This window comes from Mesorhizobium sp. M0189 (genome assembly GCF_040322135.1).
Lineage (GTDB): Bacteria > Pseudomonadota > Alphaproteobacteria > Rhizobiales > Rhizobiaceae > Mesorhizobium.
Genome location: NZ_JAMYSW010000010.1, coordinates 16,271 through 33,355 on the forward strand (window position 1 = coordinate 16,271; position 17,085 = coordinate 33,355).

Below are 17,085 nucleotides of genomic sequence, written 5' to 3' on the forward strand. Positions count from 1 at the left end.
GGCGCGGTTGTATTGAAAAGATGGCAATGCCTTTTGAATGACATCTGAAGCACTGACCGCGACCTGCAGGATGGCGTCAGTCGCCTGCAATTGCAGGAGAGGAACGTGACGAAATTCTATTCGGTCCAGTATCTTCGCGCCTGCGCCGCTTTGTTGGTTCTGTTCGCGCACGCTTTTTCCTACCAGATCGGCATAGATAATCCGATTATCGTGACTGCGGGCCGCCTTGGTGTCATTCTGTTCTTCGTCATTAGCGGATTCATAATGGTCTATATTACGGGGAGCGGTCCCTTCTCTGCTCCAACCTTCCTGAAACGCCGAGCGATCCGGATCATCCCCCTCTACTGGCTTTTCACAAGCGTCGCCGCACTTCTGGCAGCTCTTGCACCAAGTCTCTTCCAGAAGACCGTCTTTACGTGGCCCCATTATCTCCAGTCGCTGTTCTTCGTTGTCCACCAAGCGCCGGAACGAGATGGCGTCAGCCCAATTTTGTCACTCGGCTGGACGCTCAATTATGAGGCCTATTTCTATATCGCATTCGCGGTGCTCGCATTCCTATCGGTGACCGCGCGCGCATTTGTGTTGACGGTCTTTTTCATTGCGATGTGGCTGGCCGGGCTGTTGATAGCTCCCACCAACCCTGTTCTCCAGTTCTATCTGAACGCTTCGCCGGTGGCCTTCGTCGTCGGCATGTGGATAGGCCGGCGCTATCTGGACGGCGGCTTTGCTTCCGACACACGCCATGTCTGGCTACTCGGCCCTATGGCCGCTGCAGGCGTGTTGCTTGCATTCGTCGATGACGGCACGCCGCTGATGAGCCAGATCAGCTTCGCGGGGCAGGTAATGTGGGCCGCCAGCCTGCTTCACCTTGGCCTCATTCTGGAACCGAAACTGAAGCACTGGAGCCTGCTCGAAGAGCTCGGCAACGCCTCCTACGCGCTTTACCTGTCGCATATCTTCGTGATCGGCGCCGTAGCCTACCTGGCCAGGCGCACCATCGGCTACGACCATCCGGCAACAGTGTTGCTGGTCTCGGTGGTCAGCATCGTGACTGCCTGCATAGCCAGCCTGGTGATCCACCAGATGATCGAGAAGCCGATTCTTCTCATTCTGAACGGCAGAAGGAAGGTTAGAGCCACATCGCTTCCTTACGCTGCCACGGGGAACAAATAAGGAGACCGTGCAAACGTCCGGGCATCGAACTTAACGGTTGTGGCAAACGCATGGCCCGGCATATTTTGACAACACACACGCCGCATCCGTTCGGCAGTCTCTTGAATGGATCTCGTGGCCGGAATGCCGTTTGAATACCTTCACTTGGAGGGGCCATGAGCTATCCTGCTGCCGCATCGGAACGATTGTTGTCCAGCCAGGCGCGCCGTCAAAACGCGTTGTCGCTGCTGTTTTTCCTATGCGCCGCATTCGCGTTCCTGCTGCGCTTTACGGTGTCGCCGCAGGTGATGAACATGGTCGTCGACTATACGGCCCAGGGAGGCTCGTTCTACGAGAAGCTGCATTTCGGCACTTACGCGATCTTCCTGCTGCTTGCTGTCGTTCTTTTCAGCCGACCGTTTCTGCTGCAGGGCGACGAAATTGGAATATTCAAGGCGTTGATGCGCTATTCGGTGCTGATGTTCGCGCTGGTGCCTTATCTGTTCATTACCGGCCGTGCGGGCTCCTCCGGGTTCATCATCGATACCTATCTGGTGGCCGGCGCCACAGGCCTGTTGATGCTGGCATTAAACGCGGAGTCGCGGCGGGCGCTGGGCGACGTAGTGCTTGGAATGGCCATCCTGAGCGCCGTGATCGGCACTATCGAAGCGGTGACTCAACATCGATTCCTGCCTTACGGCATCAACGAACTGCAGTTCAGGCCGATCGGCCTAGCGGCCCATCCGCTGTCACTAGGCGCGCTCTGCGCCACAGTCATCGGATTCGTACCGCTGACGCGCTGGCGCATATGGGTGCGGGTGGTGGCGATTTTCGTATTGGTCGTCGGTTGTGCTGCATCGGGCGCTCGCGCCGCGCTTCTGCTCGCTGCCGGAGAAATCCTCATTCTGCTGCTGTTCGTGCCTTGGCCGGGCCTGTCGCTCAAGTATGAGCGGCAGGCCAAATTTGTCGTGCTGATGTTCACTATGACAGGCGGCGCGGTGCTTGTTGCGATGCTGTTTGCTGGCGGTCTGCTGAACCGGTTCAGCAACACCATTTTCGACCAAAATTTTATGGCGCGGGTGACGATCTACCAGGTGTTCGGACTTGTCAGCTGGAAAGACATCCTGTTTGGCATGAACGGCGACGAACTCCTGGCGATCGTCAACGAGAAGCTGCATCTGCCGTTCATCGAGAGCGCGCCGGTGGTCATCGTCATGCTCTTCGGCCTGCCCATAGCCGTGCTCTTTACGGTGCTGATATTCTGGTTCGTTTTTCGGCTGCTGCGCGGGGCGCCGCTGCCCGCATGGATAGGCATCATCACCTTCCTGCTTGCTGCGCTGTCGAACAACGCGCTCTCATCAAAATCGCCTGAAATCGCGATTATTGTGGTGTTGCTGCTTGCCTATAGGAAGCAGCCCGATAGAGGCCAGCTCGAGAGCATGCCTTCGGCCGCTGCATCCCACCCAAACCCGGCCGGGTCTCGTTAAGCACGGACCTCGGATCCGGTCAGCCGGCGCTATCCACGACCTCGACATCGCCGGCGCGATTGAGCGTGTGGATACCCGCCCGCGCCCATGCCGGCCCCGGATCGATTGGGCGGGGCAGTTCAAAACGGACGTCGAAATCATTAAGCCGATCCAGCCGCATCAACCCCAGGCCACCGCCATAGGCTCTCGAGCCGTTTTGCACCGGCAGCAGCAAGGCGTCGCCCTGACGGATGAAAGCGCCGCCCGGCCGAGTGGCCGAGTGATCGACGGCGACGGGATTGAGCGCATGCGCTACCCAAGGCCCACGCAGCGCCGTGGCGGAATAGACGGTCATCGTGTCCGACGCGCTGCCGTGACCGAACCGCTCCGTCCCCAGCAACCAGAAGCGGCCGTCGGATTCTAGCAGCGTGGCGTCGTTGAAATCCCTGTCCGCGATCAGCACCGTATCGCGTACCCAGCGATCCGGAAACTGCACGGCACGGTAGAGCACCAGTTCGCGTGCCGTAGCGCTTTCAGGAATCATGAAAATTTCGCCGGAGTGGGCGAACACCTGCGGATATGACAGGTGATGCGCTTCCTCCAGCACCAACCTCGGCACGCCGAAAACGCCGTCCTCGCCAAGTTCAGCGACGGAAATCACGCCGCGGCCGGTGGCGTAGGGGAACTCCTCGACAAAAAGATAGTGGCGGCCGTCGCGTTCGAGAACGAACGGATCGGCGTAGAATCGCTGCCCGTCATCGGCAAGCACGGTGAACGGCTTGCCATCCAGCTGTCCGGTTTCGGCGACGCCTGGACCGTCGATCAGCCGGTAAGCAACCTGCCAATAGAAGGGGCGCCGGCCACGTCGCAGTTTTTGCACGGCACGGTCGACCAATCCCCTGCCGAAAAAGGGCAGATAGTGCCGGATAAATCCGCCTTTCTGCAGGGGTGGCGCCGGGCTCTCGGCAATCGGCGCAAGTTTGCCCGTGGAAAAGCGGGCGACACATTGGGCAATCAGGGAGATGGCGCCGGCGAGTAGCTCGTTGCTGCTGCGGGACAGCCAGAGCCGATCGCTGATCATCGGCCGCGCCCTGGCGATGGCAACGCCGTCGAGGCGGGCGGTGAGTTCGGGTAGCCGCCCGCTCGCCAGTATCTCGGTCATGCCTGCGGCAAAGCTGCTGCGGCCACAAAATTCGAGCGTCAGGACAGGCGTGCCCCGTCGTGCGGCGGTAGCGGTGAGATCGACTATAAGGTCGGCGGGGCCGGTATCGCCGGACGGCAACGGCTCGGAACGGCTTGCCAGTGAGGGGCCGAAGCGCCGGCCCTCGAGCGCCAGCACATTATCCATCCCGCGCGCGTTGGCTTCAGGCGTCGGCGCGCGGCAACTCGAGACAACGTGTCCAGCCGCGCTCAACCGCACCAGAAGCTCATTTTCCCAGCGCCGGGATGCGTCGGCGTGGCCGATGATTAAAATATTAGTCAATCCAATATATTCTTTTTCAAGACTACTACCATAGACTATTTGTCAGCCCGACCTTTCACAAGAGTTAACCCGGGAGAACGCGGCCTTGGTTGTTAATCATATATTAAGAATTGAGATCACGAAGGCGTTTTCCGGCGCTATTATGGCTGTTGCGGACAATAGTCGGCATGTTTCGAGTGCTGCAGGCGGCCAGGATCAGCAATGAACGTCCTTTCACGTCCAAAACTGCCGTCCAGGCGGAAACTGCTGATCGTGTTCGGCACGAGGCCGGAGGCGCTCAAATGCTTTCCGGTGGCGCGCGCCGCCCTTGCTCATCCAGGCTTCATCACCGAAATATGCATCACCGCCCAGCATCGTGAGATGGTCGACCAGGTTGTCGAACTGACCGGCCTGCCGGTGCATCACGATCTCAACATCATGCAACCCGGCCAGTCGCTGTTCGACGTGACCTCGCGCGTGCTCTTGGGCATGGCCGAGGTGCTGGACAAGGCGAAGCCCGATATCGTCATGGTACAGGGCGACACCACCACGGCGATGGCCGCGGCTCTGGCTGCCTTCTACAAGCGCATCCCGGTCGCTCATGTCGAAGCAGGATTGCGCAGCCACAACATCAACTCGCCGTTTCCTGAAGAACTGAATCGCAAGATTGCCGGCGACATCGCCACCTGGCATTTTGCGCCGACCGTTCAGGCGCGCGACAACCTCATCGCCGAAGGAAAAGCCGAAAGCACTATCTTCGTGACCGGTAACACCGTGATCGACACGCTGTTGCATTTTTCAAGCGCGATCGATGCCGACAGGTTGATGAACGCGAAGCTCGCCGCCCGTTTCCCCTTCCTCGACTCTACGAAGAAAATGATCCTCGTCACCGGCCATCGCCGCGAGAATTTCGACGGCGGCATCCAGCGCATCTGTACGGCGTTGAAAGGATTGGCGGCGCGCGGAGACGTGCAGATCGTCTACGCTGTCCATCCAAACCCCAATGTGCGCTCGGTGGTCAACGCAGAGCTGGAAGGCGTGCCGAACATCCATCTGGTCGAGCCGCAGGACTATCTGCCGTTCCTGTATCTGCAGAAGCAGAGCTATCTGGTGCTTACCGATAGCGGCGGCGTGCAGGAAGAAGCGCCTTCGCTCGGCAAGCCGGTGCTGGTGATGCGCGAGAATACCGAGCGACCCGAGGGGATCGTGGCCGGCACCGCCCGCCTCGTCGGCACCGATGTCGAGAAAATCCTGTTCAACGCCAATCGCCTGCTCGACGATCAGGCTGCCTATCGCGGCATGGCGGAACGACACAACCCATATGGCGATGGCCGGGCCAGTAACCGGATTGTTGAGGAACTGCTGCATCATGGCTGAAATCAAAACCGTTTCCGTAATCGGCATGGGCTATATCGGCCTGCCGACCTGCGCCATTTTCGCCAGCCGAGGGCTCGACGTCATTGGCGTCGATGTGAACGGAGCGGTAGTCGAGAAAGTCAATCGCGGCGAAATCCACATCGTCGAGCCGGACCTTGACGGCCTGATCCAGAAGGTCGTGGCGAACGGCAAGCTCAAGGCCTACAGCACGCCGCAGCCGGCGGATGCGTATATCATCGCCGTGCCGACCCCGATGACCCACGACCATAGGCCGGACGTGACCTACGTGCTGGCGGCGGCACGAAGCATCGCCCCGGTGCTGAAGCGGGGAGACCTTGTTGTGTTGGAATCGACATCGCCGGTCGGCACGACACGCATCATGAACGGGCTGCTTGCCGAGTTGCGGCCTGACCTCAAATTTCCTGTCCTGCATGGCGAAGACGCCGATGTGCTGGTCGCCTATTCGCCCGAGCGCGTGCTGCCGGGAAAGGTGCTGACCGAGTTGATCAATAACGATCGCTCGATCGGCGGATTGTCCCGCAAATCGTCGGAACGGACCGCGGCACTCTATTCAACCTTCGTCACCGGCGACCTGTTCATGACGACGGCCGAAAGCGCTGAGCTGGTGAAACTTACCGAGAACGCGTTCCGCGACGTCAACATCGCCTTCGCCAATGAGCTTGCCGCAGTGTGTCAGGACCTGTCGCTCAATGTCTGGGAAGTGATCGATCTCGCCAATCGGCACCCTCGCGTGAACATCCTCCAGCCGAGCCCGGGCGTTGGCGGTCACTGCATTGCGGTCGATCCATATTTTATCATCGACGCCGCACCCAACAGCACGCGGCTGATGGCTTCCGCACGCCGGATCAATTCCGAGCGGCCCATGTCGGTGGTCAGGGATATCGAGGCCTTGCTCGACCCCTCCCGCAAACAAACGATCGCCTGTCTTGGCCTCAGCTTCAAAGCCAATATCGACGATTTGCGCGAGAGCCCGGCCGTCGAGGTGGTGAAGCTTCTGTCCGATAACCCCAATGTGAAGATCATTGCGGCTGAACCCAACACAAATGCGCTGCCGCATGAACTCGAGGGCAGGGGCATCGTGTTCACCGACGCACTTTCGGCCATCGACAAGTCCGATATCGTCGTCCTCCTGGTCGACCATCGGCAGTTCAATCTGGTAGACCCCGAAGCGCTCAAGGACAAGAAGCTCGTCGATACAAGGGGCCTATGGACCTGGCGCAAGGCACGCAAGCCCGACGCCCGTATCGAAGGCAAGAAACCAGAAGTCGCACAAGTGACGCTCGCAAGGGAGCAGGCTGCATGAACGCGCACGACCCGGCTTGGGCGCAGCATTCCCTGTTGGCATCACGGCGCCGGGAGTTCCTTGGCGCACCGATCCATGCGCTGACCATGGCCGAGACGCTGGCCATCGCCGACGAGGCGATGACCGTGCGGCGGCCGCTGCATCATGTGGTCGTGAATGTCGCCAAGCTGGTGACCATGCGCCAGAATGCCGAACTGCGCGAGGATGTTGCAGGGGCGGACGTGGTCAATGTCGACGGGATCGGCGTGCTTTGGGGCGCACGTCTGTGTGGCGTCGCGCTGCCCGAGCGGGTGGCGGGCGTCGACATCATGATCAATCTGCTGAGCCTCTGCGCGAAGCGTGGGTTCAGGCCCTATCTGCTGGGGGCCGAACAGCACGTTCTCGACGCGGTTGTAGCGAGACTTGCCAAGGACCATCCGAGCCTGGTCATAGCGGGGATGCGCAACGGCTATTTCAAGCCGGAGGATGAGGCCGGGATCGTCGCGGCGATCAACGCGTCGGGCGCCGACTGCCTGCTGGTGGCCATGCCGACACCGCGTAAGGAGCGATTTCTCAAGCGCTACCGCGACGAACTCGCCGCAAGCTTCGTGATGGGCGTGGGCGGCAGTTTCGATGTCTATGGCGGCAAGGTTGCCCGTGCGCCGAGGCTGATACAAGCAGCCGGCCTGGAGTGGCTGTTCCGCGTGGTCCAGGAGCCGCGACGCTTGTGGCGCCGCTACTACGACACCAACACTGCCTATGCCGGGCTGCTGTGCCGGGAGTTCTGGGAGCGTCGCTGGCGCCGAAACGCCGGTTTATAGGTTCGCGTTCACCCATAAAACAGGCGTGGCCGTGGGAGCGACGTTCGAACTCCCGAGACTAAGGCCGTGACTTGGAAAACGGCGCTTAACATTGGGTTATCTGAGTGTCACGATCGTAGATGCCGGTCTCCGAATCATGGCCTCTCAAATATCAAGGTAAGCGCCCGCCTTGCGGCATGTTGCAGCCGGGGGCGCGTCACCCTTTCGGACTTAGATTACGGGTTAGGATCGCGAAGGCTGTTCCAGGCCGGAGCGCTTTCCAACGCCGCATAGTTCCCCATTGCGATCTCCTGGACTATTTTCATTAGTGCTCCGCCAGCCGCGCGCAAGTGACCCGCCCACGCTTATCCGCCGTACGCCCGCCCCGGCAATCTGCTCAAACGTGAGACCGGAAACACCTTGGCCGAGGACATGATTGACCGGCACGCTGACAGAGCTGCAAATCTGCTCGAGAGACGCCAGATCCGGGACACCCGGCGCATACAGCACCTCAGCGCCAAGAGCTTCGAAGGCCTTTAGGCGGCGAATCGCCTCGTCGAGACCATACACGCCTTTACCCACCCCATCGGCGCGGGCGGTGAGCACGATGTCGTATTTTCGAGCAGCTGCAACCGCCGCCGCTACACGTGCCACCGCAGCATCAAAAATCGCGTATTGGCTGGCCAGGCTTTGGTTGTCGATCTTCGATCGAAAGTCCAGCCAATCCCGCTTCGGCGGCAAGCCGGACGGTTTCAGCCACGCCTTCTGGTGTGTCTTCATAACAATCTTCCAAATCGGCAGTGACCGGCACGGTCGTCGAGGCGGCGATCTCGGCGGCATATGCCAAGCTTTCGTCGCGGCCGACTTCCTTTGCTCCGTCCTTCTTTCCCTTCAAGAAGGCGTAACCCGAAGATGTTGTCGCAAGCGCCCTAAAACCCGGACCAGCCATCATTCGCGCGCCGGCTACGTCCCATGGGTTTGGGATCAGGAAGCAGCCGGATTTATGAAGAACGCGAAATTGTTCAACCTTCTTGGATCGGGAAATCACGCTGCCCCCTCAGACTTGGAAAAAAAGCCGGGTTCGACTAAATGCCGATGATTGCAGCTTTTCAATCGTCCGTTTTTCCGCCGAGCGCGACGTGCGGACCACTATGGCGCCTCCTCTCATGACCCGAACACCCGGAGATTGAATGTCCGGTATGCAAGAGCCCGTCTCCGGCAAGGTACACCATGTGTTGTAAGCCTCGGAAATACCCGCTTACAGATCGCTTGCGAAATTACGCGATCCGTAGCCGCGCCCGCAGCTGGGCGAGGAATTGCGTCGCTGCCACAGGGTGGAATAGCGAGGTCAGCCCGAAGAAAACCGCAGCTCCGGCGGTGCCGCCGGCGATAAGCGAGAAGATTGCCGGCACATCGCCGGCCACCATGCTGGCAAGCTTGGCGGCCACCCCTGTGCTGAGCGAGATGATTGCCGAAACGCCAATGTCGCGCCACGGCACCGGCACCGGCGTGAGCCGTTCGCTGATGATGATGCAGGTTATGGAGCCCACCACCGAGCCGCCCGCCAGCGCCAAAGCGGCGCCGATCTCCGCCATCGAAGGGATCAATAGCAGAGACAATGCGATTGTTGCCGCCGAGCCGAAGAGATTGGCGATGATCAGCAGCCACGGCCGTTTGTGCGCGTGCACCACGACGCCATAGACGAAGCTGGTGAGGTTGGCACACAGCACGCTGAAGGCGATGATCGGAAACAGCAGGCCGAAGCGGCCGTGATATTGCGAGGGCAGCATGAGCTCAGTGATATCGCTGCTGAGCGCGACCAGCATAGCTGCAATCGGCAGGCAAAGCCGCATCATCAAGGCCATCAACTGCGATAGCAACCGACCCGATGCGGCGGGCCCGTCCTCGTCGAACCGGCTGACCACCTCGGGAAAGGCGCCCATGTTGATGGCGTTAGCGATCATGTCGATCGGTTGGCGGGCCAGCGCATAGGCTGCGGCGAAGATCGCCACAGCGCTGGCATCGTAATAGAACTTGAGGAACAGACGCTCCGCGCTGTTGAGCCCGAAGCCAACCAGCGCCATGATGATCAGCGGCACACCGAGCGCAAAGAAGTCTCTGTGGGTGAAGCGCGGCGGACCGGTAACGACGCGTCGGGATGCCATGATGCCCGCCACGATGCCGGCAATCAAGGCGCCGAGGCTCGAGCCGAGCGATACCGTCAGAAAGCTATCCTGGAAGATAAGGATGGCGCCGATCGGCAGCGCGAGTTGCAGCAGGGCACGCAGGGCTTCGAGCATCGAATAGACCGAGTGGCGCTGCTGCATCTGCAGCACCGTCAACGCGAAGCGGCTGATGGATCCGGCGACGAGATAGCCGCAGACCGCGATCGCGAACTCGACCCAGCGTTCCGGCACGACCACCGCCGACGCGCCTACCGATATGACCAGCGCCAGTGCCGTGGTGGCAAGCAACACCTGCCCGGCCAGCATCAGGCTGCCGCGGCTGACTTCGCCCTTGCCGCCAAGCCTGAGCAACGCGATGCGCAGCCAGTTGGTGACGGCAATGTCGGTCATTTCGCCGACGGTCACCACCAGAGTGAGCAGGCCATACTCGGTCTGGTCGATCAAACGCGTCACGACGACCAGCAGGAGCAACGCCGAGATTCGCGTCAGCAGGATCGCCGGAGCATAAATGAGCGTGGAACGGAGCAGCAAAGGCGTGTCCCTGGAAAATTCACCTTCGACTAGCCGCCGATTGGCGGAAAATCCAGCGCGATGACGGCGAAGGGTGAACAGATTCAGTTTGAACTAAAAGATTTGCCGTAAACCTTATCGGGAACGTTTGCTTTGCAGTTACCCGGTCTGTGTTATTTAGAGTACCATCATGTTGCAGCGCCTCATATCCGATCGAAAAATACATGTCTTGGTCGCGACGCCGTCGGGCGTTTCGGGCCAGGGCGGCATCGACCGCATCATGGGGGCGCTGAAGCAGGAGTTCGAACGGCAAGAAGTCACCGACATCGATGTGCGCTTCCTTGCCAGTCGTGGCTCGGGGCATGTCGGACTTTCGATCTTCTATATGCTCGGCTTTTGCTTGCGGATGCTTAAAGCGCGTCTGGCTGGACGCGCCGATGTCGTTCATATCAACATCTCAGTCTCCGGCAGCACCTATCGCAAGATGGTGATCGCCGCCTGCGCACGGCTGCTGTCGATACCCTATGTCCTGCATTTGCACGGGGCGCAGTATCAGACATTCTGGAAAGACGATCACGGGTTCATAAGCCGCCGTATCAAAGCTCTGTTCGAGCATGCCGATCGGGTGATCGTTTTGGGCAGGCTTTGGCGCGATTTCGTCGCCAGCCGGGCGCCAGGCGCTGCCGGCAATATCGTGATCGTGCCCAATGCGACCGAAGTCCCGTCGCTGGCGCACGTCGGTGGCGGCGGCCACGTGCATATCCTGTTCCTGGGTCGTATCGGCGACCGCAAGGGCGTACCGCAATTGTTGGACGCGCTGCACCGCATGAACCCCGTCAAGAACTGGCGCGCCACGATTGCCGGCGATGGCGAAATCGATGCGGCACGGGCAAAATCGGCCGGGCTAGGGATCGCAGACCGGATCGCCTTTCCGGGTTGGGTGGGACCCGACGATGTCGCGTCGCTGATCTCTTTCGCGGATATTCTGGTTCTTCCCTCCTTCGCCGAAAACCTGCCTATGTCGGTGATCGAAGGCATGGCAGCCGGTTTGGCGGTGGTGGCAACCCCGGTTGGCGCGGTCGAAGACATAATTACCGACGGGCAATCCGGGCTGCTGGTGCCGCCAGGCGATGTTACTGCGTTGACCGACGCGCTGGGCCGCCTCGTGGAGAGCCCAGCACTGAGGGCGAGGCTTGGTGCCGGTGCCATGGCCGTGCATCGGGAACGGCTTGAACTCGCCCCGTTTGTCGGCGCAATCTGCGATGTCTGGCGGTCGGCGGCGTCAAGCCGTCAACCGGTCAAGCGCTGAGGCTGATGATCGCGGCGGCGCCTCAAGCCCGAATTCGCGGTGGAATATCTCCAAATTCAACAGCGCCCATATCAGCTTTTCGTGGTCTGCGGCACCCGTGGTGTGTTCCGAGACGATTTGATCAAGCTGTTTCGGGCTCAAATAGCTGCGAATGACGGAGTTAGGCGAGCAAAGGTGGTCGTGCACGTAGTTCCTCATCGACCCCCGAAACCAATCGGCGACGGGCACCTTGAATCCGATCTTGCGGCGGTTGAGAATTTCCTCCGGAAGTATGTTGGCCATGCTGCTGCGCAAGATCAGCTTACCCTTCCGCCAACCCACCTTGTAGCGATCGGGCAATTTGCTGACGAACGCAACCAGATCGCGATCGAGGAACGGCATTCTTCCTTCGATTGAACCGGCCATCATCATCCGGTCGCCTCGTTCCAGGAGATTGTCGGGCAACCACGATGTCTGATCGAAAAATAGCGCGCGGCGAAGATGGGATGCTGTCGCGCTTGAGGAAAACGGTAAGTTGTTGCGTCCATTGCGGCAATTGGCCGGCGCACCGATGAGGCGACTGTGTTCCTGCTCTGTCATGGCTCCAAACCAGGAGATCATCCGGGTGGCAAAGTCCCTTTCACCCGCGCTTCGGGCAAATGTATCGAACTTGGCCGATGCGCCAGGCATGGCACGTATCAAAGGGGCGAGGAGGTTGTTGTGGAGCAAGGCTGGAACGAGCGACCGGTAGATTCCAGCCAGTGACTCTGCGCGATGTTTGGGATACCCGCCGAGAACCTCGTCTGCCCCTTCACCTGTGAGCACCATCTTGACGTCCTGTGAGGCTCGCTCCGACATCAGGTAAATCGGAATGTCCGAACTTTGTGAAACGGGCGCCCCCAGATGGCGAATCAACTTCGGCAGGTGGTCAATCAGGTCGTCCGCTTCTATGACCAGTTCGCAATGATCGGTCTTGAAATGATCGGCGACGCGTCGGGCGAATGGAAGTTCACTATAGGCCGGTTCGCTGAAACCGACCGAAAATGTGCGAATGGGCTTGTCGCTGTGCTTGGTCATCAGGGCGACGATTGCTGACGAGTCGAGGCCTCCGGAGAGAAAGGCGCCGAAAGGTGCATCGCTGCGCATTCTGATCTCGACGGAATGGTCGAGCAGTTCCAGAAATCGTCGCTTGGCGGTTTCGTGGTCGATGTCCTCGGTCAGGTCCGTTTGATCTGGAGGCGTATAATAGCGCGTTTCCGTCACAGTCCCTTGCGACCAAACGGCATAGCTTCCGGGGTTGAGCTTGCGGATTTGTTTAAAAAGCGTGCGCGGTCCAGGCACGTAACGCCAGCGCAGGTACTCGTGCACAGCGTCCAAATCGAGTTGCTGCGCATTTGGCTGCGATGACAACAACGCGTTGATCTCTGAGGCAAAGGACAGCAGTTTTTCGCTCTGCATGAGGTAAAGGGGCTTTTTGCCGAACGGATCACGGGCGAGGATCAATTCGTGCCTCTGAGCATCCCAGAGCGCAAAAGCGAACATGCCGCTCAACCGTTCGAACATGGACAAGTGCCACTGATCATAAGCTCTGAGCAGCACCTCGGTATCGGAGCGCGTTCGAAAATGATGACCGAGGCCGATCAGTTCCTGGCGCAGCTCGATATAGTTGTATATTTCGCCGTTGAAAATTATTCTGAGATAGCCGTCCTCGATATGCATCGGCTGATTTGACTCTGGCGCTAAGTCAATAATCGCCAGGCGGCGATGGACCAATGCCAATTGTTCCTCGCCAGTATTCAAGTCCAAGAACTCGATGCCTTCGGCATCGGGACCGCGATGCCGCAATGCATTTGACATTCTGGCGGCCCGCTCTTGTGGGTTCTCGGCCCTTCGGCCGATCCACCCGGCAATTCCACACATTGTTTCCCCCTAGGCGCGCGTATTCCTCACTCCAGTACAACAAATGTATTAAACACTTCGTGGCTAACAGATCGAGCCGCGAGGGAAAAACTGCCACAGGCCGTTCTCGATCCAACCTGGCGTTGAGAGGATCGAAGTTGACGGCTGCTCATCCGCGACGAGAACTGACGGCAATTAGGGCAGGCCCAGTGCCTGCAGCATCTCCGGGTCGGGCACCGGGGGGCCATCGGGCCGGATGAGGCTCATCCCATAGCGATTGGAGAACTCCCAGACAGACCATGGGATCGCGAAGCGTTCGGCCTCTCGGCGCACCGCCTTGAGATAGCGCGAACGGTCGGCCTCGAAGGCGCCCATGCGGCCGTCCGCTGGCATGAGAATAGCGCCGAATTCGCCCATGAAGAGCCGCCGGCTTGGAATGCCATGGCCTTCAGCCCAGTCGACGGCCTGACGAAAGCTCGTCTCGAGTTGGCTCTGCCCCCAGTTCTGCTCGAAATATTTCGCTACTGCTTCGCGCGCGGTGGCCATGTTCATCATCTGCTCGACCCTGCTCAAGCCGGCAGCTTCCATCCGCGCCCTAAGGGTTTCGGTCACCACTTCGGGTGTACTGCTGTCGGCAGGCCAGGGAAGTCCCGAAACAAAGCTGTTTGTGTCGTCGGGCCGCTGGTGGGTGAAGCTGTGCGGCTCATACATATGGAAGCTGTAATAGAGGTTTGGGTCATCAAAGCCGGGGCTGAGGTTGACCAGTCCGGCAATGCTGCCGCCGCAGGCGCCGGTCGCAACGATGGTGAGTTCGCTGCTGACCGCTCGAATGTCGTGGACGGTCCCCGCCATGATCCGCTGCCAGTCATCGCTGCCGCTTGGATCGCAAGGGTAATATGCTGGCTCGTTGTAAGGTTCGAGGGCGACTTTGTCGGTGCCTATCTTGACCAGCATGGCGGCGACCGCCACAACCATCTGGCGGTAGCCGGCAACGCCCTCGCTGTCGGCGCCGCCGTAGATCATCTCCATGCTGTAGTCCGGAACCTGAGTGACGCCATGCAGGTCGAAAACCACCTTGAGGCCGGTCGACGTGATCCGCTCGACGGCGGCGGCAAGTATGTCCAGCGCCTGCTGCCGCCTGGCGCCCTCGCTGGCAAGCAGAGGGCCGGGATCGACGCTCAGCCGGACGAAGTCGAAGCCCATCGATCGGATGTGGGCAAACACCTCCCCGGCCGGCCAATCGGTGAACGGCCTGCTTCCCGCAAGCCACTCCTTTTCGCTGCGATAGGGCGGCCAAACGTAGGTTCCGTCTTTCTCCACCGGCGACCAGTTGAGCCACTCATGCACGCCAACGCCGCGCTTGAGAGGGATGGGCGCTGCCTCGGCCGCCATAACCAAGGCGAGCACCCAGGCAACAACACACACCGCTTTTCTCATCGCTCTCTCCGCATGGTGCCGGAGATATTAACCGCAACGAACGGGAAAGAAGATTGCCGGCGCGCAGCTTTTCGACGGCATGGTATACAAGGACCGAAACGTTGACGGAGCGTGCATGAGAATCGGCTGGTACATCAACCGATTGCGCAGCATGGGACCGGCCGAGGTGTTGCACCGGCTGAGCGAGCAACGTCGAAGGATCGCGTCGCGCCGCCGCGATGATGGGTGGGAGCGCTATCCATCGCCGCAGTTGCACCCGGTGCTGCCGGGATTTCGCCACGCTGTGCTGGCAGCGACCGACGCTCAACGGCAAGCCATAGCGGCGGCCGCGCAAGAGACGCTTCAGGGCCGGTTTTCGGCACTCGGGCGGACATGGCCAAAGCGCGAGCCCGATGTTTTGTTTCCTGCTGAGCTTTGGCGTCTTGATCCGGTGACCGGCAGGCTTTGGCCTGGCTCCGAGGCTCATACTTTCGACATCGATTTTCGCCATGGCGGCGACCTTGGCGATATAAAATATGTCTGGGAAATCAACCGGCTGCAGCAATTGCCGCCACTGGCTGCACACCTGCTCCTCAGCGAGGACAATCGGTCCCGGAGGGCCATCGAGGTGGCAATCGGCAGTTGGCATTCCGCCAATCCGCCGTTCCGAGGCATTGGCTGGGCGTCCGGCATCGAGGTAGCGCTGCGAGCCATCAACCTGATCGTCACCCTGGACCTCGTTGGCGACCGGCTTGACCCGGCGACCCTGCGGAAAGCCGGTGAGATACTCGCGGCAAGCGCCTATTGGCTGCCGCGGTTTCCATCGCGATATTCCTCCGCCAACAACCATCTCGTCGCAGAATTGGCTGGCGAATATCTGGTCGGCCTGGCGCTCGGGGCCGAATCCGAAATCGCCCGCGGCGCCCTCCTGAATGAGACGCACAAGCAGATACTCGCCGACGGCGCCGGTGCCGAGCAAACGCCGACCTACGCAGCCTTCAGCGCCGAACTCATCTTGCTGTGCGCCGCCGCGGCACGCCAGGCGGGAACGCCGTTTCCCCCCGCTGTCGAAGCGCGTCTGGGTGCCTTCGCCAATTTCGTCGGCTGGCTGCCACTGAAAGCCGCCCGCTTCGGCGACGACGATGAGGGCCGCGTGCTGAAGCTGGGGGACGAGCCGAACTATATCCGATCCGTCGCGGCCGCCATCCAAAGCTTACTGGGGACGCCGGGCAACGCGCCGGGGCCCGACGACTTTCGTTCGCTTTTCTTTGGTGCGCCGTCGGGCCCGGCACCGGCGGTGCATGGCTTGCAGACATTCGCGCGAGGTGGGCTCTCCGTCTGGCGCGGAGCAATGAATGGCCGCGATGTCGAACTGACGTTCGACCATGGGCCGCTCGGCTATCTCTCGATAGCGGCGCACGGCCATGCCGACGCGCTGTCGCTCACCCTGTGCATCGACGGGGAGCCGGTGCTGGTCGATCCGGGCACCTGGCTCTACGGTTCGGGAGGCGCATGGCGCGACTGGTTCCGCTCCACGCCGGCGCACAACACGCTGAACATCGAGGGTAAAAACCAAAGCACCATCGCTGGGAATTTCAACTGGTCGCACAAGGCAGTTGCGACGCTGGTGGACAGCGAGCCTGGAACGCACTGGAGGCTGTGTGGCCGGCACGACGGGTATAGAAGCCGCTTCGGCGTCATGCATCAGCGCACTTTGGCGCGCCAGGCCGATGGCATCCTCATCACCGACCAACTGCTCAGCGGCAAGCATCAGTCCGAGATCGTCTTCCAACTGGCCGCCGGCCTCCATACCGACCGGCATGAAAACACGGTCACGGTGTTGCGCGGCGACGAGGCGCTATTGGCCATCCGCTTTCCTGATGCCGCGCTCGATATCCGCGCCGGCGGTGACATGCCGGGGCAAGGCGGTTGGGTTTCACTGCGTTTTGGCACCAGGCAGCAAGCCGAACGCCTCGCCTGGCACGGTGAAGTGGGCGAAGCTGGAATCCATATCCATCTTGCCCCAATTCACCCGCCGCAACGGCAAAAACCGGCGCCAACGTAGAGTTGCCGGGCGAGTTCCAGCCGTATTCGACATTAATTACGTTTGGACATTTAGCGGTTTCGTTACCGTTGATCTGCTAGTCTCGCATCATCCAGCCTGCTTTGCCCGCTGCGCCCGCAACAGCCACTGGTTGCAGGCGGCGTAGCAGGTGTGGCGGGGAT

13 protein-coding genes are annotated in these 17,085 nt (G+C 60.4%); 7 read left to right on the plus strand and 6 right to left on the minus strand.

Annotation, left to right across the window (positions count from 1 at the left end):
- Nucleotides 1-105 precede the first annotated feature (105 nt).
- Both NKJ09_RS18825 and NKJ09_RS18830 read left to right on the plus strand, forming a co-directional pair.
- The gene (locus tag NKJ09_RS18825) at nt 106-1,173 is read left to right on the plus strand and encodes an acyltransferase family protein (protein ID WP_023720700.1); all 1,068 of its coding nucleotides are present in this window, start codon (nt 106-108) and stop codon (nt 1,171-1,173) included.
- 188 nt (nt 1,174-1,361) lie between these two features.
- Entirely contained in the window at nt 1,362-2,639 is a 1,278-nt protein-coding gene (locus tag NKJ09_RS18830) for a VpsF family polysaccharide biosynthesis protein (RefSeq protein WP_352548898.1), read from the plus strand.
- 19 nt (nt 2,640-2,658) lie between these two features.
- Here NKJ09_RS18830 and NKJ09_RS18835 read toward each other — a convergent pair whose 3' ends face one another.
- Nucleotides 2,659-3,966 carry a glucosamine inositolphosphorylceramide transferase family protein gene (locus NKJ09_RS18835; protein WP_352763292.1) on the minus strand — a complete coding sequence of 436 codons (1,308 nt, stop codon included), beginning with the start codon at nt 3,964-3,966 and terminating at the stop codon, nt 2,659-2,661.
- 336 nt (nt 3,967-4,302) lie between these two features.
- On the opposite strand from NKJ09_RS18835, the gene wecB reads away from it, so the two are divergent.
- Genes wecB through NKJ09_RS18850 form a run of 3 tightly spaced genes read left to right on the plus strand, consistent with a single transcriptional unit; the run spans nt 4,303 to nt 7,581 of the window.
- Nucleotides 4,303-5,457 carry a non-hydrolyzing UDP-N-acetylglucosamine 2-epimerase gene (wecB, locus tag NKJ09_RS18840; protein ID WP_352763295.1) on the plus strand — a complete coding sequence of 385 codons (1,155 nt, stop codon included), beginning with the start codon at nt 4,303-4,305 and terminating at the stop codon, nt 5,455-5,457.
- Complete coding sequence (gene wecC / locus NKJ09_RS18845; RefSeq protein ID WP_023720695.1) at nt 5,450-6,781, plus strand: UDP-N-acetyl-D-mannosamine dehydrogenase; 1,332 nt, start codon at nt 5,450-5,452, stop codon at nt 6,779-6,781. Before wecB ends, wecC begins: the two co-directional genes overlap by 8 nt.
- Complete coding sequence (locus NKJ09_RS18850) at nt 6,778-7,581, plus strand: WecB/TagA/CpsF family glycosyltransferase (RefSeq protein WP_023720694.1); 804 nt, start codon at nt 6,778-6,780, stop codon at nt 7,579-7,581. Before wecC ends, NKJ09_RS18850 begins: the two co-directional genes overlap by 4 nt.
- Nucleotides 7,582-7,803: 222 nt before the next feature.
- Here the strand turns inward: NKJ09_RS18850 and NKJ09_RS18855 are convergent, their stop codons facing one another.
- The 3 genes from NKJ09_RS18855 to NKJ09_RS18865 form a co-directional block, all read right to left on the minus strand.
- Entirely contained in the window at nt 7,804-8,340 is a 537-nt protein-coding gene (locus NKJ09_RS18855) for an isocitrate lyase/phosphoenolpyruvate mutase family protein (protein ID WP_352494485.1), read from the minus strand.
- Nucleotides 8,222-8,608 carry an isocitrate lyase/phosphoenolpyruvate mutase family protein gene (locus NKJ09_RS18860; protein WP_352494484.1) on the minus strand — a complete coding sequence of 129 codons (387 nt, stop codon included), beginning with the start codon at nt 8,606-8,608 and terminating at the stop codon, nt 8,222-8,224. Before NKJ09_RS18860 ends, NKJ09_RS18855 begins: the two co-directional genes overlap by 119 nt.
- Before the next feature lie 229 nt (nt 8,609-8,837).
- A complete protein-coding gene (locus NKJ09_RS18865; RefSeq protein WP_352494483.1) occupies nt 8,838-10,277 on the minus strand; it encodes a lipopolysaccharide biosynthesis protein in 1,440 nt (479 codons plus the stop codon).
- Between the two features lie 169 nt (nt 10,278-10,446).
- Between NKJ09_RS18865 and NKJ09_RS18870 the strand changes: the two genes are divergently transcribed.
- Nucleotides 10,447-11,565 (plus strand): glycosyltransferase family 4 protein, encoded by a 1,119-nt coding sequence (locus tag NKJ09_RS18870; RefSeq protein ID WP_023720691.1) that lies wholly within the window; start codon nt 10,447-10,449, stop codon nt 11,563-11,565.
- Here the strand turns inward: NKJ09_RS18870 and asnB are convergent.
- Entirely contained in the window at nt 11,539-13,464 is a 1,926-nt protein-coding gene (gene asnB, locus NKJ09_RS18875) for an asparagine synthase (glutamine-hydrolyzing) (protein ID WP_352494482.1), read from the minus strand. The genes NKJ09_RS18870 and asnB overlap by 27 nt on opposite strands.
- Nucleotides 13,465-13,638: 174 nt before the next feature.
- Nucleotides 13,639-14,880 carry a glycoside hydrolase family 5 protein gene (locus NKJ09_RS18880; RefSeq protein ID WP_352494481.1) on the minus strand — a complete coding sequence of 414 codons (1,242 nt, stop codon included), beginning with the start codon at nt 14,878-14,880 and terminating at the stop codon, nt 13,639-13,641.
- A gap of 115 nt (nt 14,881-14,995) precedes the next feature.
- On the opposite strand from NKJ09_RS18880, the gene NKJ09_RS18885 reads away from it, so the two are divergent.
- Nucleotides 14,996-16,924 (plus strand): heparinase II/III family protein, encoded by a 1,929-nt coding sequence (locus NKJ09_RS18885; protein ID WP_352494480.1) that lies wholly within the window; start codon nt 14,996-14,998, stop codon nt 16,922-16,924.
- The last annotated feature ends 161 nt before the right edge of the window (nt 16,925-17,085 follow it).

Coding starts and splice junctions, on each gene's coding strand:
- NKJ09_RS18835 (WP_352763292.1), bottom strand. CDS start 3,966: ATGGATAATGTGCTGGCGCTCGAGGGCCGGCGCTTCGGCCCCTCACTG.
- wecB (WP_352763295.1), top strand. CDS start 4,303: ATGAACGTCCTTTCACGTCCAAAACTGCCGTCCAGGCGGAAACTGCTG.
- wecC (WP_023720695.1), top strand. CDS start 5,450: ATGGCTGAAATCAAAACCGTTTCCGTAATCGGCATGGGCTATATCGGC.
- NKJ09_RS18850 (WP_023720694.1), top strand. CDS start 6,778: ATGAACGCGCACGACCCGGCTTGGGCGCAGCATTCCCTGTTGGCATCA.
- NKJ09_RS18855 (WP_352494485.1), bottom strand. CDS start 8,340: ATGAAGACACACCAGAAGGCGTGGCTGAAACCGTCCGGCTTGCCGCCG.
- NKJ09_RS18870 (WP_023720691.1), top strand. CDS start 10,447: ATGTTGCAGCGCCTCATATCCGATCGAAAAATACATGTCTTGGTCGCG.
- asnB (WP_352494482.1), bottom strand. CDS start 13,464: ATGTGTGGAATTGCCGGGTGGATCGGCCGAAGGGCCGAGAACCCACAA.
- NKJ09_RS18880 (WP_352494481.1), bottom strand. CDS start 14,880: ATGAGAAAAGCGGTGTGTGTTGTTGCCTGGGTGCTCGCCTTGGTTATG.
- NKJ09_RS18885 (WP_352494480.1), top strand. CDS start 14,996: ATGAGAATCGGCTGGTACATCAACCGATTGCGCAGCATGGGACCGGCC.